The following is a 23599-nucleotide window of genomic DNA, read 5'->3' as shown; positions in this document are numbered from 1 at the left end:
TGTGGTAATGTCTCTTTCACTTAAACTCTCTTAACTGTTACTTGCTCACAGTGTTTTGCAACACTTGCTGTGGCATCTAAAATGGCTAATTTTTTTGCTTTTTCGGCCATTTCATTAATTAAACTAGGGTTTGCTAAATACGGTGTTAATAGCGCCACTAACGTCTCTTGATTAAACATTGGCTGTGGCATTAACAATGCGCCTTTCGCGTTCACTAAATACTGCGCGTTGGCCGTTTGATGGTCATCAACCGCATGTGGAAATGGTACAAATACAGCCATTTTACCCGCAGCTGCAATTTCGCTCACAGTTAATGCTCCAGCACGACAAATAACAATATCGGCCCATTCATAAGCACCATCCATATCATCAATAAACTCAGCGACTTTAGCAGTTTCGTTCGTGAAACCTTGTTCTGTATAAGCGTTTTGCACTTTATTTAAATGACCACGACCCGTTTGGTGCCATACATTTAATTTGTTATTTTGTGCTAATACATTAAACGCTTCTGGCAATGTTTGATTTAAAACTTGTGCACCTAAAGAACCACCCACCACCAACATATTAATTGGTGAAGATACTGAACGTGTTGCAACATTTGCCACACTTTCACGCACTGGATTACCAACAACCTCAACGTTATTACTTGCAAATGCTGTCGGAAAAGCAGCCAATACTTTGTTGGCAAACTTAGCTAAGTATTTGTTGCTCATCCCCGCAACTGCATTTTGCTCATGGATCACCAGCGGTATAGACAAGCTTTTTGCTGCAATTCCCGTAGGACCTGTAACATAGCCACCCATTGCTAACACCACATCGGGACGCTGTTTTTTGAGTACTTTACGCGCTTGTAAAATCGCATTAATAACCATAAATGGGGCTTTAATTAAACGCTTAATTCCGTTACCACGTACGCCCTTCACATTAATAAAATCAATATCAATATCATGCTTAGGCACAACCGTTGCTTCCATTCTATCGGGGGTACCAATCCAACTGACTTGCCAACCTTGTTGCTTTAAATAATCGGCAACCGCAATACCTGGAAAAATATGTCCGCCAGTGCCACCAGCTACAACGACTAACTTTTTGCTCATCGCTTGGCGCCCCCAGAGGTTGCTTGCTTAGTGGCCATTTTGGTTTCAAAATCTACACGTAATAAAATACTTGTCGCTATTGTCATAATTAATAAACTCGAACCACCGTATGAAATAAACGGTAATGTAAGCCCTTTAGTCGGTAAAATCCCTGCGCTCGCGCCTACATTAACCATGGTTTGAAACGCAAACCAAATACCTATCGCAAAAGCAAAATAACCTTCGTATTCTTTTTGGCACTTTAATGCTTGTTGGCCTATTAATAGGGCTCTAAAAACCAAGGTTGCCAATACCATTAAAATGCTTACAACCCCCACAAGGCCCAGTTCTTCACCAATAACAGCAAAAATAAAATCGTTATGAGCCTCTGGTAAATATTGTAGCTTTTGTACACTGTTTCCTAGGCCTTGGCCAAACCAACCACCTTGGCTGTAAGCCATTAACGATTGCACTAATTGATAACCTTTGCCAAATGGGTCGTCCCAAGGGTCTAAAAATCCAACAACCCTCGCCATTCGATAAGGCTCAACAATAATAAGAAGTACAACCAAGCCAATCCCCGTTAAAATTAATACAAAGAACTGCCATAGTTTTGCACCCGCTAAAAATAATAATCCGACAGTCGTTACAAACATAACAACCACGGTTCCGAGATCAGGTTGGAGTAATACTAATAATGCGTAAACCGCAAACACCGCAATAGGCTTAGCAAAGCCTTTTATATTTTCTTGTACTTCTTCGCGTTTTCTTACTAAATAGCCTGCAATATAACTAAAAAAGAATAACTTAGCCGCCTCAGCCACCTGAAAGCCAATAGGCCCGATGGGGATCCAACGTTTTGCCCCGTTCACTTCTCGGCCAACAATTAATACCGCAACTAATAAAACCATCCCAAACAACAGTAAATAGGGGTTAGATCGCTTCCACCAATCCATTGGCACACTAACTGTTATCCAAAATAAACCTAAGCCCATGAGTAAAAACATGCTATGGCGAATAATAATATGATAAGGATTGTCATACAGTCGCTCAGCAGTGGGCATAGAGGCACTGGTTACCATGATAAAGCCCACACCAATGAGCATTAACATGCAATAAAGCAAAGGCACATCGTATAATTGTGCCGATGGTTTTGGCGTAATAGCTTGTTTTATATCTGCAAAAGCAATCATACTGTTACCTGCCTTACACACTTAACAAAATCATCGCCGCGCTGCATATAATTACTGTACATATCAATACTGGCACATGCCGGTGCGAGTAAAACAATATCATGGGGCTGACTTATCGCAGATGCCAAGTTAACAGCCTCATACATGTTCTGGGTTAAATGCCCTTTAGCCGTTAATGCAACAAGCGCTTTAGCATCTTTACCAAAACAAATAAGCGCTTTAACATGTTTTTCTAAATATGGCGTAAGTACATCTAAATCGGCGCCTTTTGCGTCACCACCGGCAATAACAATTAAGTTTTGAGTATCGCCTGCTAAACTATCAATCGCCGCAATGGTCGCGCCTACATTGGTGGCCTTTGAATCATTAAAATATTTAACCGTATTATATTCACCAACAAACTGACAACGATGCGCTAGGCCATTAAATGTATTTAAGGCGGCTTTATAATGCGCTTTCGTAATATTAAATGGGCTCAATAATGCCATTACCGCTAAGGTATTTAGATAATTATGTTTACCTACTACCGCTAAATCACTGACTGGCAATATAGCGCTCTCTGGTGTCATAAAGTGGTGTTCATTTTCAACGTCAGCTAGATAATAATCGCCATTTTTCTGGGCAAAACTAACTTGCGGTGCATCTAAATTATTAACCGGCTTAGTTTGGCTATCATCAGCATTGTGTACTAATAGTTGTGCACCATTGTATATACTTAATTTTGAATCAATATAGGCTTGGTAGCTGTCGTAGCGATCAAGATGATCTTCAGAAATATTAAGTACTGTTGCACTAATGGGTGTTAAGCTTGTTGTTGTATCAAGCTGAAAACTCGATAATTCAAGTACATAAACATCATATTCGGTGTCGAGTAAATCTAGCACCGGCGTGCCAATATTACCGCCTAATGCGACATTATAACCCGCCGTTTGTAAAACCTGATACGCCAAGGTGACTACGGTAGATTTACCATTTGAGCCTGTTACTGCAACCACCGGCTTGGTATTAATACGTGCAAATAATTCAACATCGCCAATCACTTCAACCCCATCAGCAATCGCAGTCGCAATGCTTGGGATGGTTAAACTTAACCCTGGGCTAATAATGATCATATCGTTTTGCGATAACGAAGCATCAGCTAAATCACCAAAGTGAGTTTTTAGATTAGGTGCATGCTGTTTTAACCATTCACATCCAGGTGGCTGAGCTCGGCTATCAACCACTTTAACCGGTACTCCTTGAGACAATAAAAAACGCACAATGCCCAGACCGGTTACACCGAGTCCGAGCACTGTTATTTGTTTGTTTTTTATCTCGTTAATATATTGCATTTATCTTATCTTTAACGTCGCAAGACCAGCTAACACCAGTACAATTGAAATAATCCAAAAACGCACAATAACTCTTGGCTCTGGCCACCCTTTTAATTCGTAATGGTGATGAATTGGCGCCATTCTAAAAATACGTTGGCCACGTAGTTTATAAGAACCCACTTGTAATATTACCGACAGTGCTTCCATTACAAACACCCCTCCCATAATAATTAACAGCAGCTCTTGGCGAACCAATACAGCAATAATTCCCAGCGCTCCCCCTAAAGCCAGTGAACCGACATCGCCCATAAATACTTGCGCTGGGTAAGTGTTAAACCATAAAAATCCAAGTCCAGCACCGACAATAGCGGTACATACCACCACAAGCTCACTGGCTAATGGTAAATGTGGAATGTGTAAATAAGCCGAAAAGTTAATATTACCCGTTAGATAAGCAATAATTGCTAATGCGGCCGCCACTAAAATTGTCGGTACAATCGCTAGGCCATCCAACCCATCGGTTAAGTTAACGGCGTTAGAAGTACCCACTAAGGCAAAGTAAGTAATTACTATATAAAACAAGCCAAGTTGCGGAAGTACATCTTTAAAGAAAGGCACAACTAATGACGTTTCGTTTGCCTGCGTACTGGTCATAAATAAAGCCGTAGCAACAACCAAAGCGATAACGGATTGCCAAAAATATTTCCATTTCGCAATTAACCCTTTAGGGTCTTTACGTATTACTTTTCTGTAGTCATCAATAAAGCCGACTAAACCAAGTGAACCAATAACAAATAAGGTTGCCCATACATATTTGTTTGATAAATCAGCCCACAATAAAGTGCTGGTAAAAATAGCGGCTAAAATCAGTAAACCGCCCATGGTAGGCGTACCTTTTTTAGATAAATGCGACTCAGGCCCATCGTCACGCACAACTTGGCCAATTTGCATACGTTGCAACGAACGAATTAACTTAGGCCCTAAATATAACGACATCATTAAAGCAGTTAAAATACCTAAAATGGCACGAAGTGTTAAATACGAAAAAACATGAAAGCCACTAAAATATTGGGCTAAATACTCTGCCAGCCAAACTAACATTGCGATACTCCATTAATGGCATGTTGTTGGCCACTTACTAAATCGGTTACTAATAATTCCATACGAGAACTGCGTGATCCTTTCACTAAAACGGTTGTTTTACATAACGAAGCTTGTTGTAGCTCACACATTAATGCCTTACTTAAATCGTTACGTTGACTAAAATGGCGATTAGCTGTGTTAAATACATCACTTGCATAACGACTCAATTCGCCAACGGTATATAAAGCATCAAGACCTTGCTGTAATGCGTACTCACCCACCTCTTCATGGTACGAAGCGGCATCGTCACCTAACTCCCCCATATCACCGAGTACTAAAATACGCTTACCTGGGGTATCGCAAAGTAAATCAATTGCGGCTTTTACCGACTTAACATTGGCATTATAAGTATCATCAATTACTGTAAAATATTGATTAACAGGTATTAAATTAACTCGCCCTGCCACATAAGGCATTGTCTCTAATGCGTTTGCAATATGATTTAACGGTACATCAAATTCGAGAGTAAGTGCGGTAGCAATTAATGCATTAGTAACATTGTGTTTGCCTGGCAAAGCTAACTTAACAGGGACTTTTTGCGCAGCTGTACACAGCATAAAACGAGCTTGGGCAAAATCATCTAACACAATATCTTCGGCCCATACATCAAGCTTTTCGGTATTTGAAAAACGTTTTACTTTATGCTCGTTTAAAGTATTTAACCACATTGAGCTAAATTCACTATCGCAATTAACAACCCCAACACCTTGTGGTTTTAATCCGCTAAAGATTTCGCCTTTTGCTTTTGCTACACCCGCTACACTACCAAAGCCTTCTAAATGAGCTTCACCTACATTACAAACAACGGCGACATCGGGCTTTGTTAACGATGTGGTATAAGCAATTTCACCGATATGATTAGCACCAAGCTCAATCACCGCATAACGATGCTCAGGAGTCAGTCTCAGTAAGGTTAGTGGCACACCGATATCGTTATTAAAGTTACCCTTAGTTGCCAAAACATTGCCATGAGCCGATAAAATCGCTGCGCACATTTCTTTAACTGTAGTTTTACCAACACTCCCAGTAATGGCAATTGTTTTAGGGTTTACCTCAGCTTTAACCGCTGCGGCAATTTCACCAAGTGCAATACGAGTATCGCTGACTAAAAATTGTGGTAAATCAATATTAAGTTTTTCACTTACAATCGCTGCCACTGCACCTTTATCTTTTGCTTGTTGCACAAATTGATGACCATCAAAATTAGGTCCTTGCAGCGCTAAAAACACATCGCCACTGCTTACAGTGCGAGTATCGGTATTAATATTTAGTACTGCTTGATTAGCGCCTTTATAGTCGGTTTTAAGTACCGAGGCTAACCAATCAAAATCCATTGGGATCATTTATTTATCCCTCTTATTATTTTTTAATTGTTGTTGTACAAATTGGCGGTCGCAAAAATCAATGCGCTGATCGCCAATTATTTGATAATCTTCATGCCCTTTGCCAGCAATTAATACAACCTCATCGGCCGCTGCATTATCAATTGCATACGCAATTGCCGCCCCTCTATCTGCTTCTAAATGTGCATGCTGAGGATTGTCTAACCCTTTAACAACATCGGCAATAATATCATCAGGGTTTTCTGAGCGCGGGTTATCGCTAGTAATAATAACTTTGTTCGCAAATTGCTCTGCGGCTTGTGCCATTAATACGCGCTTGCCTTTATCACGGTCACCACCACAGCCAAATACGCAACTAACCCCACCTGGAACATGATGCTGCAGTGCTTGTAAAGCCAGTGCTAATGCTTGTGGGGTATGTGCATAATCAACGACGCACGTCGGCTTATCCGCAGCGCTAAATGCTTGCATTCTTCCTGCAACTGGTTGCAAAAGTTCACACCCAGCAACAAGCTGATCCAAAGAGTAACCAAGCCCTAGCAAAGTGGCGATAGCGGCTGTTAAATTATATAAGTTAAACTCACCAAACAGTGGCGACTTAACTGCAACATTGCCCCAACTGGTTGTTAATTTTGCTGAAATACCCGCATTGCTATAACAAACATCTGAAAAATACACATATTTAGCATTATCTGGGGTTAGGTTTTTGCGCCCATAACAAATTAAGTTATTAAAATCGTGTTGTTCTAACCAAAGTTGAGCTTGATCATCATCTTGATTTAGCACGACTAACTGAGAGTTGTAATCACGAAACAACATCAACTTAGCATCGCTATAATTGGCCATATCACCATGATAGTCGAGGTGATCGCGCGATAAATTGGTAAAGACTGTCGCTTTAAAGTGGCACTGCGAAACTCGTTGCTGCACTAAAGCATGCGACGAGACTTCCATCGCGACTAAGCGTTTATTTTGTGTCTGTAAACTATTTAAAATACGCTGTAAATCGACAGTGGATGGGGTTGTATTAAGTAATGGCGTCAGGGAGTCAATGCTGCCATAACCTAACGTGCCTATAATGGCCGTTGGTGTATCACAATATTGCGCTAACGAAGCAATCATTGCCGTGGTTGTTGATTTACCATTAGTGCCAGTAACACCTATAACATCTAGCAGTTTACTCGGTTGCCCATAAAAATGACTTGCCAATTCTGGCAGTTTTTTATCAAGGTTAGTGACTAAATATAAAGGCTCAAAGTCACTTTCAAAATCGCATAATCTATCAGCAATAACTGCCACGGCACCGTTTTCTATTGCTTGCTTAATAAAATGGCCACCATCTAATTCATGGCCTTTAATTGCCACAAATACATCACCAGGGGTGACTTCTCTACTATCTAAGCGCAAATGGCGTACCGTTTGCGCTTGTGCATCAATTTCTATGTGTTTTAAGCTTGATTGTAAATTACGCATCGTTGTCTTTACCTTCTACGTACGCAACCGATTCCTTATCGGGTGCGACATTTAATATTCTCAATGCGTTAGAGACGATTTCAGCAAATGCAGGGCCAGCAGTGGCACCTCCATAGTACACATCGCCGCCGGGTTCATTTATCATCACTACCACAGCTAAACGTGGGTTACTTGCTGGTGCAACACCGGCAAAATAACCTACATATTCATCACCATAACCACCTACGGCTGCTTTTTTAGAAGTCCCTGTTTTACCTGCAGCACGGTAACCATCTACTTTAACTCGGCTCGCTGTACCGCCTTTTTCAAAGATGCTTTCCATCATATGTACAACCGCTTCCACGTCTTTTTCTTTAAAAATACGCTCACCTGCTGGCGGTGTCTCTTGCTTTAATATTGTCAGTGGACGGTTAATTCCGCCCGCCCCTAACATGGCGTAAAAGCGAGCCATTTGTGCTGTGCTAACAGCAATATTATAACCAAATGATAACGCGGCAATTTCATGATCTGACCAACGTCTATTTGGATAAAATAAACCGCTACTTTCACCGACCATGCCGGTTCCAGAGTCAGAACCAAAGCCTACTTTTTCAAATAATCCAACAAAATAATCTTTAGGGATTAACTGAGTTACCTTTGTTACCCCCATATTTGATGAGTACTTTAATATTTCGCGTAGTGACATTTCACCATGATTACGGGTATCTTTTACTAAGCTACCACCTAAACGCATCCAGCCTGGGTAAGTATCAATCTTGTCATCTGCTTTAATAGCCCCGTAGTCTAATCCAGCTAAAATGGCTAGAGGCTTAACGGTTGAGCCTGGTTCGAACAAATCGGTAATGGCGCGATTACGGCGTTTATGCGGTGCAGCATCTGTTAAGTTATTGGGATTAAACGAAGGACTATTAACCATCGCCAGTACTTCACCGGTTTTAACATCAATAACCATGGCTGAACCAGAGGTGGCTTTATAACTAAGCACTGCAGATTTTACTGCTTTATATGCAATTGCTTGAATACGTTGATCGATGCTTAATTGAATATTATCGGGTTCAACTCGCTGTGTTTCATTTAATACTTCAACTTCACGCCCGCGTGCATCTTTTCGAATCGTACGGCGGCCTTCTTTACCCGTTAACGCGCTTTCGTATAGCTTCTCTACTCCTTCAATACCTTTAGCATCAATGTTAGTAAAGCCGATAACGTGTGCTGTGACTTCGCCAGCAGGGTAATAACGCTTTGATTCATTTAATAAATGAACGCCAGGTAATCGTAGCTTTGAAATGTAATTAGCCACTGCGGGGGTAACTTGGCGTTTTAAATAAACAAATTTACGCTTAGGGACATTTAATAAACGTGCATTTATTTTATTTGGGTCTAAACGCAGCACATCGGCCAGTTCACGCCAACGTACATCGTTTTTATACAAAACCACCGAGCGCTTAATTAGCTCGTCTCTATTTTTAGCCAGCGCTTTAGTATCTTCGCCTGCTTTTTTAGCTTGCTTTAATACTTTAACAATTAAATAATCGTACAATGCATTTGAGTCAGCATAAACACTCACAACGGGTACACTTACAGCTAACTCTTTACCATGGCGGTCAAATATCATACCGCGTTGAACATGTAGTTTTTCAACACGTACCGTTCGTTTATTACTTTCTGATCGCGCTTTATCAGGCTCAATCACTTGTAAATAAGCAGCACGTGAAACTAAAGTAACAAACACTAAAAAAACAACCGTGCACACCAACATAAAGCGCCAAGCAATTAAATTATTTGTTGTCTTTTTATTACGAGGTCTCATTGTAAAATAATTACCTGCTCATTTTGACTGGTAGGTCGTTTCATTTGCAATTGTGTTGTTGCAATGTCTTCAATTCGCGCATGCTGTGAATAAAACTCTTCTTCAACTAGCAAATAACGCCACTGCAAATCGAGTTCATCGCGCTGTTGTAATAATTTATCTTGCTGAATTAGCTGCGCTCTTGCTAAATGTGTTACCTGTACCACAGCAAAACTTGATACGAATATAACAACCAACAAGGCCGAGGTTAGCTTATTAGCTCCTAGGCCTTTAATTACTTCTAAAAATAAATTTGGTTGGCGATAATTCGCTTTTTTATTCATCCCAATCTTTGCGCCACTCTAAGCACAGAACTTCGTGAGCGTGGGTTGCGTTCTATTTCTGCTGCGCTGGGTTTAATCGCTTTACCAATTGCTTTTAAAGTAAGATTTAGATTGATTTGATCATTTGTTAAAGGTAAACCACGAGGAATAGCCTCACCCTTGCTTTGCTTTCTAATAAACTGTTTTACAATACGATCTTCTAAAGAATGAAATGAAATAACCACTAAACGGCCGCCGGGCTTAAGTACCTTAATGGCTGATTGTAATGCTGTTTGAATTTCTTCTAACTCACTATTTATGTAAATACGTATTGCTTGGAAAGTACGCGTTGCTGGATGTTTGTATTTATCTTTAACAGGCACAGCTTCATCAACTAAATCGGCTAATTGCTTTGTGGTTGTAATTGGCGTGTGCTCACGTACCTCAAGTACTTTGTGCGCAATTCGACGACCAAACTTTTCTTCACCATACGTTTTTATTACATGGGTAATGTCTTCTAATTCAGCTTCTGCTAACCATTGCGCTGCGCTGCGGCCACTGGTTGGATCCATACGCATATCTAAAGGGCCATCTTTCATGAAGCTAAAGCCGCGCTCTGCATCATCTAATTGCGGTGAAGAAACCCCTATATCAAGTAAAATACCATCTACTTGGCCTAATAAATCATGTTCTTGGGCAACATCATAAATATTTGAAAAACGAGTATGAGCAATCGAAAAACGCGCATCATCAGCAAATTTTTCAGCCGATTTAATGGCTTGTGGATCTTGATCGATCGCCTGTAACTTTCCGTTTTCACCTAAACGCGCAAGTATTTGACCAGAATGTCCACCACGGCCAAAAGTACCATCCATATAAATTCCGTCTGGCTTAATAGCCAGACCTTCAATGGTTTCTTCCATCAATACTGATACGTGTTCAAATTGCGATGTCATTATTTTTTACAAGCCTTGTTGCTATTTAAAAAGCTAAATTATTGAGTTCTGAAGTCGAATCAAACTCACCCAGTCTTTCAATTTCAGTATCTTGGCGCATTTGTTCATGCCAACGCGCCTCATCCCAAATTTCAAACTTGTTAATTAACCCGACTAACATTATTTTTTTGCCTAATTGAGCATGCCCTCGTAAAGTCGGAGCAAGCAAAATTCGGCCATTTTTATCAAGTTGGTATTCTGTCGCGTTACCTAATAGCATGCGCTGCATGCGACGAGCGCGCGGATCCATCGTTGAAATTTTAGCTAAGCGACTTTCTATTTCGATCCACTCAGCTAAGGGATATAACCATAAACAAGGGTCATGTAATGCCACTGTACAAATTACTGTTCCCTGATCTTCAGACAATAAGGTATCTCGGTACTTCATTGGCACCGCAAACCGTCCTTTATCATCTAAACTCAGTGAACTTGCACCACGAAACATAAAAAGCCTACTTTGTAACCTATATTATTTTTTTGATTAATTTGATCCCAATTAGATCCACTAAAAACCACTTTTCACCACAGTGCTCCAGTTTAGGGCTTGACAAGGCTTTTTGTCAAGTGATCTGCACGGCTTTGCGTTGCTGTAAAGCTAGAAAAAATAAGGGCTAAAGCGAAGCGGTTGAAATAAGTGGGGAAAACTGGATTTAATAGTTTGAAAAATATTTTTATGCAGGAATAAAAACTAAATTGATTAAATTTAAAACAATCGATGAAGGGAAATTATAAATAACCTTTAATATAATTAATGTAGGCATTGCTCAGTATGGATTTTAGGTCACTGATATACTCACACCATACAAAACCCAGCAATATAAAGGCAATAGAATAAAAAGCAAATCACTGATAATAAAGTGTTTTTATAATATTTATTGCCCTTTAAACTTGTCGGCAACATAGGCACCTCGCTCTCCACGCTTTTTAGCGGGGCCAATGGTGCTGTCTTTAGCTGTTTGTTGCTCAGATGATGCGTTTAGTACCGCACCTAGAATTACAATATAAGCACTAATGTATAACCACATTAACATGATCACAACTCCACCTAATGAGCCATAAGTTTCATTATAACTGGCAAAATGTGCCACATAAAATGAAAAACCAATTGATGCAGCAATCCATAAAACAGTCGCAGTGACTGAACCTAATGTGATCCAGCGCCACTTAGCTGGTTTTCGATGAGGTGCATAGCGATATAATAAAACTAAAGCGCTATTAAACGTTAACGCCAAAATGGGCCAAGAAATCGCATTAATGAATATATCTACACTTTCTTTTAACCCAACTAAGTTAAGTATAATGGGAAGAATACCAATAATTAACAATGAAAAAGTTGCCACTACAATCGCCCCTACCGAAAACAAAAAACGCACCATTAATGCTTTAAAAAATGCACGTTTTTCGTATTCGTGATAACTAATATTACATGCCGTTATCAATGCTTGGCTGCCTTTAGAGCTACTCCAAATAGTTAAAATAAGTGTCCCTATGGCACTAAAACTTAAGCTTGCATCTGATCTTTTTGCCAAATTAGATATTTGCGATAAAAGCAATTCACCAGTACTTTGCGGCAACATAGTAACAATGTGAGCTAAATGCTCACTAATATCACTAGGAGAAGAAAAGTACGCATACACAGACACTAAAGCAGCGATGGCAGGAAAAATAGCAAGCAATGCATAAAATGCAACACCTGCGGCAACCAAAGATAAGTTATCTTGGGCTATTTGTTGATAAGTACGTTTAGCAATATCCCACCAACCTAAAAGAGGAATTTGGCTGGGTTGTTGTGCTGTTTGGCCATGATTTGGCTTAGTCATAGTACACACTCAAAAATTTCACTTAAGTGTGAATAGAGCAAAATTTTTGCCAATGTCGGTTAGCAAATAACTGGCATTAAAATTGCGATGAAAAGATATGACCACATAATCAAAATTATCGCCATGCTTTATCACATTAGCGCATTAATCTGCACAACATTAGGTCTTTCAGCAAGTATAAAAGGAGTTAGCACTGAGGTAAATTGGGATTTTTTACACCTGCAAATAATGCAATTATTACAAACAACCGTGCAAATATTACCCAGCTTATTACTTGCATTTTTTGTATTAGCCACCAGCTATTTTATTGCAGCGCCGCTATCGCGTTTACTTATTAAACCTATTTTATATATGAGTGATAGTAAATTATTGCACCTTGTTATTAGGCGTGGGATCAGCATACTCATTTTACTATTAGGGATGTATTTATTTTTACGTCTAGCCGGATTAACTGAATTTGCTGTCGCTGTAATGAGCGGAACTGGGTTGATAGGGTTAATATTGGGTTTTGCCTTTAGAGACATTGCCGAAAATTTTATAGCGAGTTTATTACTCAGTGTACAGCGCCCTTTTAAAATAGACGATGTTATTGAAGTTGATAACCGACTTGGGATAGTTAAGAAAGTGACAGCCAGAGCAACAACTTTAGTCGATTATGATGGTAATCATATTCAAATACCCAACGCCACCGTGTATAAAAATACAATTAAAAACCTCACAGCCAATCCTAAAATGCGCGCTAAAGTTAACATTGGTATTGGTTATGATAACGATATTCGCAACGCCCAAACGCTCGCTTTAGCCATTGCTAATCAACAAAATGCGGTGCTAACCGATCCTCCCGCGCAAGTACTCATTGATAATTTAGGATCATCAACATTAAACCTAACACTCTATTTTTGGGTAAACAGCAACCAACATAGTCCATTAAAAGTAGCATCACAATTAATGCGTAGTTTAGTGAATGAGTTTACAAATCATAGTATTAGCATGCCCGATGATGCTCGAGAACGAATTTTACTTAATCAAAATGAAGAGGTTAATAACAGTATTAAAATTAAAGAACAATCAGCAACGCTAAAAACTAAGCATCATGATGAACAACACACCACTAACCTTGATGATATTAGCAGTGATACTGACGAGATCCGTGAGCAAGCTGAATACTCACGGGATCCCGAACAAGGTAAAAATATTATTTAGCGTTATAACGCTTTATGGGTGAACTTTGCCTAAAACAAAAGCGGTTAATAAACCAATTAACAGCGCTGCGGCAATAGCAACAAATACCCCGCCGAGTACACCATACACCATAACAAAAAACAGCATCGCAATAACCAGTACGACTAAGCTTAACCAGCGACTTAATGTACTGGCTTTTCGCAGTAATAGACTGCTACTAAGTAACAGTAAACACCCTACAATTAAATAAAATGATGTCATACTAGCTCCTGTGCTTTAGCCGGTTTTTGGCTAAGCTCAAAACGATTAGCCACAATACGTTGGCTCAAATAAATAATGCCAACGCCAATGAATAAAAAGCTAATATCAACCACCGTCACTAATAAGTTATTAGCAGTCAATGCATGGCTTGATGACAATAAAATATTTAATGGTAAAACCAAAATACAAGCAAGCCCTGTAATAACCAGCGTTAATTGTAAAAAGCGATGATAATTAATGGGAAAAATAGCTAAAACACACCAAGCCAGCCAAGAGTAAAAGAATAACGGCCCAAAATACCCGTTATGAAATTGCACTGCGACAAAGTGGTTTAAAACTATCTGTATCGGAAATAAAATAGCAGTAGCAAGTACTAACCCACCACAGCTACCAATAATAACGCGATTCCAAGTTTGATAAGCACGTTGTGATAATGTCGGGTTGCTGCCTCGACTACGCTTAGCTAACCACATCATAATACCTGACAGCGGCAATAACGCCGTGGTTAAGCCTAAAAACAGCCAAATCATTTTAACAAATACACCAGCAAAGTTACCAAAGTGCAATGGAAATAACAGCTCAAGCATTTTAATTGCAGGGCCTGGAATATCACCAAAAATACTCATTGATTTACTAAACTCACCACTACCATGATACTGCAAAAGCTGAGAGGCCACGGCATCCCCCCCAATTAGGCGTAAATACACTTCAGCATTTTTATCATTGTGCGCCATAATCGTAACATCAACCACTTTGGCATTCGGGTAACGGGTTTTAGCATCCACTAACACACTATTAATATCAGTAGCTTGATATTGAGAAGAAATAACAGGCTCTGGCATGGCGGTAAATTTTTCAACCAGTTTATCTTGGTCGCCACCAAAGCTCACAAACGCTGCGGCAGGTAATAATATAATTGTGGCCAGTCCTAAAAAGGCACCTGTAAACCCAATTAACCCATGAAATAAGCTTCCCCAAATCCCCATAATTTTATGGGCATCATTGACCACAATATCTAAATTTTTATTGCGCCTAAAAGTAAAAAGCTCTTTTATTAACTGGCGATGGATAAATAATCCTGTAATGGTAGAAACCAGCAACGTTAAACCTAAAAAGCCGGTTAGGATCAAACCTATCGGGCGTCCTAAATGTAAATCAGCATGGAAGTGACCAATAAATGATGGAGCATCCGTTTTACGGTTTTCGTAAAAATAATCAGCCGCGCCATAATATTCATTCACTAGCTCAAAGTTACGTGGATCAAACTGATAAGCATAGGCCGCTTCTTGGTCGTAGTTTTCATCACCATCGTGCGATTCAAATAAAATAGTTAATAAATGTGTGTTGTGGCCGGTGGGCAAATACACATGTATATTTTTACCAAACTCTGGCGGCACTTGCTCATGGTACTGGTTAATCAATGCCGTTACTTTTTCGCTAGGTAAAGCACTTAACTGATGTAATTCTGGATTTGCCCAAATTTTAAGTTCAGGGCGGCTTAATACTGCTATTGCCCCACTAAAGCACACAATAAAAAGTAAAATACCAGTAACAATACCTACCCAGCTATGTAATAAAAATAGCTTTTTTAATGAAATAGACTTCATCCTTGCGCTCCTGATATTGCAAAAAAGCTCAAACCCGCATGACTAATAATAATAGTTAACATAAAGATACAAGGCTGCCATGCTTTTTCAGCCATATAAGCATATATAAACAACCCAGCCCAAATAAATGGAAACAACATAATCGGAATTAATATTTGCTCCTCCATTGCAAAGGGTAAATAAGTTGTCATACCAGGGATCATCACCACCGCAGTAATTAACGCCAACACACACGCCATAAAATGGCGCCTTTTCGTGGCAGAAAAGGTTTGTTTTTTATTCATTATAAATCCTAAAGTGGTTACTAAATAAGTAACCACTTTTCTTTATTAAAACTTAGCTTCAAAGCGCACGCTTGCAGTACGAGGGTCGCCAAGAGTTTGATTACCAAAACCAGCAGGAGCCAACGCAACATATTCAGCATCTAATAAATTATCTACCAATGCATATACGCCATAATTATCCCACTCATAACCAATACGAGAATTAACCAACCAATGCGCGTCATTTTTTGGATCGGCACTGGTTGCAAGACGCTGTGAACTGCCTGTATAACTTGCGTTTATATTAGCAATAAATCCAGCACCATTTGCATAATCAAACCCAAGTAAAGCGGTCCACTGTGGGGCTCCTTCAAATGAAAGGCCACTGTAATCTTGCTCTTCACCATTAAAGCTTGCACTAAATTCATCAAACTCAGTTTTTGAGTACCCAATACCACCGTATACATTGATAGTTGGCGATAAATCATAGCTAATTTCTGTTTCAAAACCTTGTACGTGCGACTCACCAACATTACGTGTTTCACGGTCATATTGGTTTCCTGATAAATAAACTGATACTTGTTGATCAGTCCAATCTAGATAAAATAAGTTAGCATTTACAACTAATGAATCATCAAGCCACACCGAGCGCACTGCCAGTTCGTAATTCCACGTATATTCTGGGTCAAACGTAAAGGCCGTAGCTTGGGCAACATTGGTGCCTACACCACCTGAACGATATCCCTTTTGAATCGTAAAGCTACTCGAAACATCATCATTAAAGCGATACGTTACGCCTAACTTTGGCAACCATGCAGAAAAAGAAGCATCTTCAACGGGCTCATCACCCGATGCACCATCAGCCATGGCATATAGCTGTTGATTTAATCCTGCAATTAATTGCGATAATAGAGGGTCGGCAGCAAAATCAGCCGGATCAGGCAATGCATTTTGCGTTTCATCGGTAATGTATATATCTGCAACCGTTCCATTTGCTTGCTCTTCTTTATCGTATCGAAGACCAGCAAATACATCCCATGCATCATTTATTTCATAAGTAAAATCAGCAAATAATGCTTTTGTTTTTACTTTTTGTGTAAAGTCAGAAGACTGGCCAATAAAAACAGGATCAGCCCCGGCATAAAATTGTAACACCTGATCAGCCAAGGCATCAGGTAAACCTAAGCCACCAAATTCGCTTGGCGCAGTAAGTAATGTACGAACGCCGAGTTGTTCAAAGGTAATACCGCGCTCACCACCACTTGAATCAAAGACATCTAAATCTGAGTAATAAAAACCGATAAGTCCTGATAATTTATCCCCCTCATAAGTAAAACGAAGTTCTTGAGTGCTCGTTTCATCAATACGTGTATCGGTTAAAACAGATTGCGGTTGTATTAAGCTTGCATCACCATCCCATTCATAGCCATATTCAGCATCCGAGTACGTAGTAATTGATGAAAAAGACCACTCATCTGAAATATCATAATCAAGATTTAATATATATAAATCGTTTGCGGTGGTTTCAAATGTAGGCGAGTCTAAATACACATAGCGGTCTTCATAAATGTTATTTATTGGATAAGCAGCATCACCACTTTCCTCCATTACCCAAGGAACCCCTTTTTCATTTTCGCTGTGCATAAAGCTTAGTTGTGCTTCAAACTCAGGTAATGCAGACGGCGTGTAACGAAGCTTAGCGCGGTAAAATTCACTGTTATCATAATCAGATGTTTCACCCGTGCTTACATTAGTATTGTAACCATCAAAGTCACGCTTTTCTGCACTAACACGAAATGAAAGTTCGTCTTCAATTAAACCACCACCAAAGGCAATCGCAGCTTCAGTACGACCATATTCGCCCACACCTACACGTACTTTAAAATCAGGTTCTTGCACAGCATCACGCGTTTTCATAACAACCGCACCAGCAAGCGAATTACGCCCTTGTAATGTAGATTGTGGGCCGCGTAAAATTTCAACCTGACCAATATCCCAAGTTGAAAAAGCACCTTGTTGCATCATTCTATAAGGCACCGGCGCCCCATCAACATAAACACTAGCAAGACCACCAGATCCGCCATCGGTAACACCAAAGGCATCAATACCACGAATATTAAAACCCGCACCATCGCTGCCCGATGCATTCGGTGTGCGTGCTAATACATCAAAAAAATCGTTTAAATTTTCACGCTCTATCGTTTGACTGGTAATAACAGCAACACTTGCGGGGGTTTCTTGTAAAGTACGATCAATTTTTTGACCCTTCACCATAATTTTTTCTATTTCTTTAATATCATCAGCATAAGCAGCATTACTCACCGCTAGACCTGAAAATGCCAATGACACAGCACATGCTAATAATGATTTTGAGGGGTGAAAGACCATAAAAAATTAAACTCCGTATTAATATTGTAAATGATAATTACTATCATTATATTCCCTTTTTCGTTAACAAGAAATATAAAACTAATACCAGGTGTTAATTTTTAGCTGAAATATGTACTTTTAAGGTAAATGAAGGTAAATGAAGATAATTACTTTTAAAACAAGCACAAAAAAGCCCGCAGCGTTAACTGCGGGCTTTTATTGAATGAGTGAGTTAGCCTATAAGCCGGGTTTTGTCCTTTCCGAAGAAAGTGATAATCATTCGTCTAGGCCATAAATCGCTCTATGGCTCAAGCAACCTACCCGGTTCCGATGTGGGCCACACCTTAAGGAACCCTATTTGGTCTTGCTCCGAGTGGAGTTTACCTTGCAACCAACTGTTACCAGTGGCCCGGTGCGCTCTTACCGCACCCTTTCACCCTTACCAACCGAAATTGGCGGTCTTCTCTCTGCTGCACTTGTCGTGGGCTCACGCCCCCCAGCCGTTAGCTGGCACTCTGCCCTATGGAGCCCGGACTTTCCTCCCCCTGATCATTTTCGTCACAGGCAGCGATTATCTTGGCTAACTCGGCGCGCAGTATACATGAGGCTAACGCCAAGCGCAGTAATATTTACTCTTTTTCTTCAATAATTGTTTTATATAAGGCATTTTTTTTCATACCAAAGTACTCCGCAACCACACCGCACGCTTTTTTCATTGGCATTTCATTTTCAAGTAGCGCTAGCATTTTACGCGCCTCAGGTGGTACGTCGTCTACTTTTTTTGGTTTACCCGGTAGCATAAGTACAATTTCACCGCGCTGCTTGGTTGGATCGTCGGTTAAAAATTGCTTTAGATCCTTTACGCTGCCGCTAAAAAATGTTTCGAAGGTTTTAGTGAGTTCCTTAGCAAATACAACTTGCTGCGCTTCACCTAAAGCCTGTGATAAATCCTCAAGGCTTGCCATTATTCGATGTGTGCTTTCATACATAATGCTAGTTATGCCTGAGTTGACGGCTTCAATAAAAAAGTCTTGGCGCGCTTTACTTTTAGCCGGCGTGAAACCAACAAATTGAAAGCGGTCAGTCGGTAAGCCAGAACAACACACCGCTGTGATTGCCGCACATGCTCCTGGAACAGGTGTAACATGCGCACCTTGCTCACGACACAAATTAACAACAGCATAACCTGGATCACTTATTAGCGGAGTTCCTGCATCAGAAACAAGTGCAATATTTAAACCCTGATTAAGCTGATCAATAATTTGTTGCGCTTTTTGTTTTTCGTTATGATCGTGCAGCGCAAACGTTTTTGCCTTAATACCAAAGTGGCTTAATAACTTACCAGTGTGGCGAGTGTCTTCAGCCGCAATTAAGTCTACTTGCGATAATGTCGCAATTGCACGCTGACTTAAGTCGTCAAAGTTGCCAATTGGGGTGGCCACAATATAAAGTGTGCCAATTTTATTTGAATTCTCCTCATTTAACATTGAGGTCTCCTGCATCAGTCAGTAATATAAGCAAATCGCGTTAACGTATTGGGAAATCATTGTGCGACTTAAACTTGTTAGTCTATTAATTATATTGTCAGGGTTATCGGCGTGCAGCACAACCGAAAAACCAATTAAAAGTAGTGATAGTGTGAGTAACACTGTCGATACAGCAAAAAATCAAACATTAAATGCGCAATCATTATATCAGTTGGCGTTAAATCGCCAAGGAGCCGACAAAATACAGCTACTGTACAGTGCGCGCGATGCTGCTATAACACAAAGTGATTGGTCATTATTGGCCACAATTTGTAATGATTTAGAATTGACTCCACAGGTAGATCAGGTTCAAAACCGACTTTATTACGCATATGCACAAAAACAGCTAGGTAAAAACAGCGAAGCATTAAGTATATTAACGTCACTCGATGATACGCTACGCGAGCCGGAGCATTTTGTGTGGCACCAGTATTTAACCGCCGGTATTTATGCATCACAAAATTTACCAAAACGCGCTGTACCTTATTTTTTTCGCGCTTCAGAATCGGCTACTAAAAATAATATCGCCATCGCTGAACTAAATCACGATTTATGGGAAAACTTAAAACAGTTATCAACATACGCGCTAGAGCGCTTTAACCGTGGTACAGTGCAACAACAAGGTTGGGTTAATTTAGCACTTTATTATAAAGTGTATGCCAATTCTGAAATAGAATTAGAGCAAGCAATTAACAATTGGCGTCGAAAATATATTGACCACCCTGCCCATGCTATTTTGCCCAAAAAAACCGACGAGCTAATTGATTTAACACCTTATAATATTCAACGCTTGGTATTTTTAACGCCAGAAACAGGGGCTAATCAACATTTTGGTAATGCATTAAAAGCAGGGGCGTTAGCAGCACTCGATAAAGCAAAAGAAATTGACACCTTATTTATTGATGAAAACTTAACTGTCGAAGAGATTAATAATAAGATTAAAGACTTTGCTCCAGATTTTATTATTGGCCCATTATTAAAAGGTAATATTGATAAGCTGGCCAATGCTCATACCTTTATTAATACCCCGACTTTACATTTAAATAGTATTGACACCGATAGAGAATCATCGCAACATTATTTTTTCGCTTTAAGCCCTGAACACGAAGTACAACAAGCGTTAGAGCACTTTTTAGCAACGGGTTATCAAAAGCCTATGTTGCTTGCACCTAACAATGCAAATGGCCAGCGATTAGTTGAATACTTTCAAACGCAATGGCAGCGCTATAGCGAAATAAAACCGCAAATTGGTTTTTACGATAATAAACAAGATATGCCCAATACAATTACTAATTTATTAGAAGTTGATACCAGTAAAGAACGAATTAACATCATTAAATCATTATTTAAAAAAGAAGTTGAAAGCGAGACCCGTTCTCGCAGTGATATCGATGTCATTTATATACTAGGCGATACCACAGAAACACGGCTAATAAAGCCTTATCTCGATGTAAACGTGAGTACTTTTGCCGATAAAATCCCGTTGTATGCCAGTTCAAAAAGCCACAGTAAGCAAATAGATAAAACCGATAAAGGGGATTTAGACGGGTTATATTTTACCGAGCTACCTTGGATGCTCCCTGATCAAGTTACACTAAAATCGTTACGCTCTGTATATAATTCGTTGTGGCCTGATCAAGCTGATATTAGCCAGCGTTTGTTTGCAATGGCATATGATTCGGTATTAATACTGCCTCAAATAAAGCAGCTAAGCGCTCAACCTGGTAATCAATATAATGGGATCAGTGGTAAGCTAAGCATAAATGACTATGGTTATATTAAGCGAGAGCTTGAATGGGCACAGTATAAAAATAGACAAATTAAAGTCGTTGAATTGAAAACAGCACAGCCCATCCCTTTATTTATGCAATCGGCTGAAAATATTAATACCGTAAATTAATATTACCTAAGGAGAGATTATGTCGTGGTTTAAACAGCTGTGGCATAATAGCCGCGAAAAAGGGCAATATTATGAGCTTGAAGCGCAAAAATACTTAGTTGCACAAGGTTTAATACCCATAGAGCGGAATTATTACTGCCCATTTGGGGAGTTAGATCTGATAATGAAACAAGGCAACACACTTGTTTTTATTGAAGTAAAGTTTAGAAAAAACACCTTTAGAGGTGGTGCAAATTATGCTTTAAGTAAACAAAAACAAGGGCGTTTAAAGCGTACTATTTATCATTACTTAGCAACCAATAATATTAAAAACCAAGCGCTAAGAATCGATTACATTGCAATTACAGGGGAAGCTTCTCCTACCATAAACTGGTTAAAAAACGTATTTTAGTCACATTGATTATTTATTGAATTCGCTAAAAATTGGTAAGTTATGCAAGACACTATAAAAGAAATATTTAAAGAAAGTATTCAGGTTCAAATTGCCGCTGGAGAAGTGCTACCTAGTGCACTTGAATCCGCCGCATTTACCATTGCACAAAGCCTTATTAATGGTAATAAGCTAATTTGCTGCGGCACAGCTAATTGCCACATGCTTGCACAACACATTGCCGGCTTGTTAGTTAATCATTATGAAACCGAACGACCTTGTTTACCGGCTATTGCTCTGTCGCAAGAAAATATTAATCTTGGACAACAGTCACAAAAAAATGATGATGACACCTTTGCCCGCCAAATAAGGGCCTTTGCACAGCCAGGTGACTTGCTTTTAGCTTTTGCTATTAATGGCAACGAAAAACATATCATATCTGCTGTAGAAGCTGCTTTAACGCGTGATATGAACGTAATTGTAATGGTTGGTGATGATGGCGGCGAATTAGTCGGCTTACTGGGCCCTAACGATGTAGAAATAAGAACGCCATCAAAACGCCCTAGCCGTATCATTGAGTCTCATTTAGTTAACTTACATTGTTTAAGTGAGTTAGTAGATTTAACCTTATTCCCGCAGGAAGAAACCTATGTTTAAACGCACAGTTATAGTGTTAGGTACTGTTTTATTATTACAAGGCTGTGCAGCAGCTGTTGTTGCAGGCACAGCGAGTGCGGTCACCGCAGCAAACGACCGTCGCACTCTTGGCTCTCAAATCGACGATAATAATATAGAAATAAAAGCCAGTATTGCATTTAGCGAAGTACACAGTATTAATGAAACGGCTAACGTGGATGTTATTAGTTTTAATGGCATTGTGTTGCTCGTAGGGCAAGTGGCTAACCAGAGCATTAAAGACCAAGCACAAAAGGCTGTTGAGAGCGTTAATGGAATTCGTAAAATTCATAATCAAATTAGGTTAAGTTCTAATATTGGCATAACCACGCAAAGCCACGACACCTGGTTAACTTCAAAGGTAAAAACCAAGCTTCTTACTGCTAAAAATGTCAGTGGTAATAGTATCAAGGTCGTGACTGAAAATGGTGAAGTATTTCTAATGGGGCTGGTATCGCAAGCCGAAGCCGATAATGCCGTTAATATTGCACGTAACATTTCAGGTGTTGAACGCGTTATTAAAGTATTTGAGTATTTGTAACAGCCATAAACACTTTGTCAGCGATCTCATCTGATCGCTGCTGTTTTCGTATGTATCCCCCCTTTGTAAGTCATTATTTAAGCCATTTATACACAAACAAATGACCCGCTTTAAAGGTGTGAGTGATTAGATCGCCTTTTGGCTTTTCATTTACCCTCATTTTCTTCTCTTTATGGGCATTGGCTTTGGTCTTTGGTTTTAAGTGATTAAGACATGTATGCACAAAGAGACGCTGCGCTTTAGAGTAGTGATTCAGTGACTGAAGGTGTTATTCACTTCTCATTTACCCTCATTTTCTTCTCTTTGTGAGCATTGGTTTTTGTCTTTGGTTTTTAAGTAGTTAAGTGATTAAGACATGTATGCACAAAGAGGCGCTTCGCTCTAGAGACGCTGCGCTTTAGAGTAGTAATTTAGTGATTCAGTGATTCAGTGATTC

21 protein-coding genes and 1 other RNA gene are annotated in these 23599 nt (G+C 39.6%); 5 read left to right on the top strand and 17 right to left on the bottom strand.

Annotated features, from left to right (window positions below):
* Nucleotides 1-20: 20 nt before the first annotated feature.
* The 11 genes from murG to J8L70_RS11395 all read right to left on the bottom strand — a co-directional run bounded on the left by murG (nt 21) and on the right by J8L70_RS11395 (nt 12468).
* A complete protein-coding gene (gene murG / locus J8L70_RS11445) occupies nt 21-1097 on the bottom strand; it encodes an undecaprenyldiphospho-muramoylpentapeptide beta-N-acetylglucosaminyltransferase (RefSeq protein WP_211055720.1) in 1077 nt (358 codons plus the stop codon).
* Entirely contained in the window at nt 1094-2269 is a 1176-nt protein-coding gene (gene ftsW / locus J8L70_RS11440) for a cell division protein FtsW (protein ID WP_211055719.1), read from the bottom strand. The genes murG and ftsW overlap by 4 nt, the downstream gene beginning before the upstream one ends.
* Nucleotides 2266-3600: a UDP-N-acetylmuramoyl-L-alanine--D-glutamate ligase gene (gene murD / locus J8L70_RS11435; RefSeq protein ID WP_211055718.1), complete on the bottom strand. Its 1335-nt coding sequence runs from the start codon at nt 3598-3600 to the stop codon at nt 2266-2268. Before murD ends, ftsW begins: the two co-directional genes overlap by 4 nt.
* Entirely contained in the window at nt 3601-4683 is a 1083-nt protein-coding gene (gene mraY, locus J8L70_RS11430) for a phospho-N-acetylmuramoyl-pentapeptide-transferase (RefSeq protein WP_211055717.1), read from the bottom strand.
* A complete protein-coding gene (gene murF / locus J8L70_RS11425; RefSeq protein ID WP_211055716.1) occupies nt 4677-6068 on the bottom strand; it encodes a UDP-N-acetylmuramoyl-tripeptide--D-alanyl-D-alanine ligase in 1392 nt (463 codons plus the stop codon). The genes mraY and murF overlap by 7 nt, the downstream gene beginning before the upstream one ends.
* Nucleotides 6069-7541 carry a UDP-N-acetylmuramoyl-L-alanyl-D-glutamate--2,6-diaminopimelate ligase gene (locus J8L70_RS11420; RefSeq protein ID WP_211055715.1) on the bottom strand — a complete coding sequence of 491 codons (1473 nt, stop codon included), beginning with the start codon at nt 7539-7541 and terminating at the stop codon, nt 6069-6071.
* Nucleotides 7534-9351: a penicillin-binding transpeptidase domain-containing protein gene (locus J8L70_RS11415; RefSeq protein ID WP_211055714.1), complete on the bottom strand. Its 1818-nt coding sequence runs from the start codon at nt 9349-9351 to the stop codon at nt 7534-7536. The genes J8L70_RS11420 and J8L70_RS11415 overlap by 8 nt, the downstream gene beginning before the upstream one ends.
* Nucleotides 9348-9674, bottom strand: a complete 327-nt coding sequence (gene ftsL, locus J8L70_RS11410) for a cell division protein FtsL (protein WP_211055713.1) — start codon at nt 9672-9674, stop codon at nt 9348-9350. The genes J8L70_RS11415 and ftsL overlap by 4 nt, the downstream gene beginning before the upstream one ends.
* Nucleotides 9671-10609, bottom strand: a complete 939-nt coding sequence (rsmH, locus tag J8L70_RS11405; RefSeq protein WP_211055712.1) for a 16S rRNA (cytosine(1402)-N(4))-methyltransferase RsmH — start codon at nt 10607-10609, stop codon at nt 9671-9673. Before rsmH ends, ftsL begins: the two co-directional genes overlap by 4 nt.
* Nucleotides 10610-10634: 25 nt before the next feature.
* The gene (gene mraZ / locus J8L70_RS11400; RefSeq protein ID WP_211055711.1) at nt 10635-11093 is read right to left on the bottom strand and encodes a division/cell wall cluster transcriptional repressor MraZ; all 459 of its coding nucleotides are present in this window, start codon (nt 11091-11093) and stop codon (nt 10635-10637) included.
* Nucleotides 11094-11520: 427 nt separating this feature from the next.
* On the bottom strand, nt 11521-12468 hold the full coding sequence (locus J8L70_RS11395) for a YihY/virulence factor BrkB family protein (protein WP_211055710.1): 948 nt from the start codon (nt 12466-12468) through the stop codon (nt 11521-11523).
* Between the two features lie 123 nt (nt 12469-12591).
* On the opposite strand from J8L70_RS11395, the gene J8L70_RS11390 reads away from it, so the two are divergent.
* A complete protein-coding gene (locus tag J8L70_RS11390) occupies nt 12592-13671 on the top strand; it encodes a mechanosensitive ion channel domain-containing protein (protein ID WP_211055794.1) in 1080 nt (359 codons plus the stop codon).
* A gap of 12 nt (nt 13672-13683) precedes the next feature.
* On the opposite strand, the gene J8L70_RS11385 is transcribed toward J8L70_RS11390, so the two are convergent.
* The 6 genes from J8L70_RS11385 to rsmI form a co-directional block, all read right to left on the bottom strand.
* Nucleotides 13684-13911 (bottom strand): hypothetical protein, encoded by a 228-nt coding sequence (locus J8L70_RS11385; protein WP_211055709.1) that lies wholly within the window; start codon nt 13909-13911, stop codon nt 13684-13686.
* Nucleotides 13908-15518, bottom strand: a complete 1611-nt coding sequence (locus tag J8L70_RS11380) for a PepSY-associated TM helix domain-containing protein (protein WP_211055708.1) — start codon at nt 15516-15518, stop codon at nt 13908-13910. Before J8L70_RS11380 ends, J8L70_RS11385 begins: the two co-directional genes overlap by 4 nt.
* Nucleotides 15515-15802 (bottom strand): hypothetical protein, encoded by a 288-nt coding sequence (locus J8L70_RS11375; RefSeq protein WP_211055707.1) that lies wholly within the window; start codon nt 15800-15802, stop codon nt 15515-15517. The genes J8L70_RS11380 and J8L70_RS11375 overlap by 4 nt, the downstream gene beginning before the upstream one ends.
* A 45-nt stretch (nt 15803-15847) precedes the next feature.
* Entirely contained in the window at nt 15848-18169 is a 2322-nt protein-coding gene (locus tag J8L70_RS11370; protein WP_211055706.1) for a TonB-dependent receptor, read from the bottom strand.
* Nucleotides 18170-18375: 206 nt separating this feature from the next.
* An RNA gene (gene rnpB / locus J8L70_RS11365) (RNase P RNA component class A) lies at nt 18376-18739 on the bottom strand.
* A 41-nt stretch (nt 18740-18780) separates the two neighbouring features.
* The gene (gene rsmI, locus J8L70_RS11360; protein ID WP_211055705.1) at nt 18781-19638 is read right to left on the bottom strand and encodes a 16S rRNA (cytidine(1402)-2'-O)-methyltransferase; all 858 of its coding nucleotides are present in this window, start codon (nt 19636-19638) and stop codon (nt 18781-18783) included.
* A gap of 61 nt (nt 19639-19699) precedes the next feature.
* On the opposite strand from rsmI, the gene J8L70_RS11355 reads away from it, so the two are divergent.
* The 4 genes from J8L70_RS11355 to dolP are packed head-to-tail and all read left to right on the top strand — an operon-like array spanning nt 19700 to nt 23163.
* Nucleotides 19700-21577, top strand: a complete 1878-nt coding sequence (locus J8L70_RS11355; protein WP_211055704.1) for a penicillin-binding protein activator — start codon at nt 19700-19702, stop codon at nt 21575-21577.
* A 19-nt stretch (nt 21578-21596) separates the two neighbouring features.
* Nucleotides 21597-21968 carry a YraN family protein gene (locus J8L70_RS11350; RefSeq protein WP_211055703.1) on the top strand — a complete coding sequence of 124 codons (372 nt, stop codon included), beginning with the start codon at nt 21597-21599 and terminating at the stop codon, nt 21966-21968.
* Nucleotides 21969-22010: 42 nt separating this feature from the next.
* A complete protein-coding gene (locus J8L70_RS11345) occupies nt 22011-22604 on the top strand; it encodes an SIS domain-containing protein (protein WP_211055702.1) in 594 nt (197 codons plus the stop codon).
* Nucleotides 22597-23163: a division/outer membrane stress-associated lipid-binding lipoprotein gene (gene dolP, locus J8L70_RS11340; protein ID WP_211055701.1), complete on the top strand. Its 567-nt coding sequence runs from the start codon at nt 22597-22599 to the stop codon at nt 23161-23163. The genes J8L70_RS11345 and dolP overlap by 8 nt, the downstream gene beginning before the upstream one ends.
* Nucleotides 23164-23599 lie beyond the last annotated feature (436 nt).

The sequence above is a fragment of the Pseudoalteromonas sp. MMG010 genome, from assembly GCF_018100905.1.
In the GTDB taxonomy this organism is placed as follows: Bacteria; Pseudomonadota; Gammaproteobacteria; order Enterobacterales; family Alteromonadaceae; genus Pseudoalteromonas.
The sequence above is the reverse complement of the archived record's forward strand: the minus strand, read 5'-3'. Positions and strand labels throughout refer to the sequence as shown.

Bases quoted from the DNA above. Each gene is read 5' to 3' on its own strand.
- murG (WP_211055720.1), bottom strand. From the start codon at position 1,097: ATGAGCAAAAAGTTAGTCGTTGTAGCTGGTGGCACTGGCGGACATATT.
- ftsW (WP_211055719.1), bottom strand. From the start codon at position 2,269: ATGATTGCTTTTGCAGATATAAAACAAGCTATTACGCCAAAACCATCG.
- murD (WP_211055718.1), bottom strand. From the start codon at position 3,600: ATGCAATATATTAACGAGATAAAAAACAAACAAATAACAGTGCTCGGA.
- mraY (WP_211055717.1), bottom strand. From the start codon at position 4,683: ATGTTAGTTTGGCTGGCAGAGTATTTAGCCCAATATTTTAGTGGCTTT.
- murF (WP_211055716.1), bottom strand. From the start codon at position 6,068: ATGATCCCAATGGATTTTGATTGGTTAGCCTCGGTACTTAAAACCGAC.
- J8L70_RS11420 (WP_211055715.1), bottom strand. From the start codon at position 7,541: ATGCGTAATTTACAATCAAGCTTAAAACACATAGAAATTGATGCACAA.
- J8L70_RS11415 (WP_211055714.1), bottom strand. From the start codon at position 9,351: ATGAGACCTCGTAATAAAAAGACAACAAATAATTTAATTGCTTGGCGC.
- ftsL (WP_211055713.1), bottom strand. From the start codon at position 9,674: ATGAATAAAAAAGCGAATTATCGCCAACCAAATTTATTTTTAGAAGTA.
- rsmH (WP_211055712.1), bottom strand. From the start codon at position 10,609: ATGACATCGCAATTTGAACACGTATCAGTATTGATGGAAGAAACCATT.
- mraZ (WP_211055711.1), bottom strand. From the start codon at position 11,093: ATGTTTCGTGGTGCAAGTTCACTGAGTTTAGATGATAAAGGACGGTTT.
- J8L70_RS11395 (WP_211055710.1), bottom strand. From the start codon at position 12,468: ATGACTAAGCCAAATCATGGCCAAACAGCACAACAACCCAGCCAAATT.
- J8L70_RS11390 (WP_211055794.1), top strand. From the start codon at position 12,592: ATGCTTTATCACATTAGCGCATTAATCTGCACAACATTAGGTCTTTCA.
- J8L70_RS11385 (WP_211055709.1), bottom strand. From the start codon at position 13,911: ATGACATCATTTTATTTAATTGTAGGGTGTTTACTGTTACTTAGTAGC.
- J8L70_RS11380 (WP_211055708.1), bottom strand. From the start codon at position 15,518: ATGAAGTCTATTTCATTAAAAAAGCTATTTTTATTACATAGCTGGGTA.
- J8L70_RS11375 (WP_211055707.1), bottom strand. From the start codon at position 15,802: ATGAATAAAAAACAAACCTTTTCTGCCACGAAAAGGCGCCATTTTATG.
- J8L70_RS11370 (WP_211055706.1), bottom strand. From the start codon at position 18,169: ATGGTCTTTCACCCCTCAAAATCATTATTAGCATGTGCTGTGTCATTG.
- rsmI (WP_211055705.1), bottom strand. From the start codon at position 19,638: ATGTTAAATGAGGAGAATTCAAATAAAATTGGCACACTTTATATTGTG.
- J8L70_RS11350 (WP_211055703.1), top strand. From the start codon at position 21,597: ATGTCGTGGTTTAAACAGCTGTGGCATAATAGCCGCGAAAAAGGGCAA.
- J8L70_RS11345 (WP_211055702.1), top strand. From the start codon at position 22,011: ATGCAAGACACTATAAAAGAAATATTTAAAGAAAGTATTCAGGTTCAA.
- dolP (WP_211055701.1), top strand. From the start codon at position 22,597: ATGTTTAAACGCACAGTTATAGTGTTAGGTACTGTTTTATTATTACAA.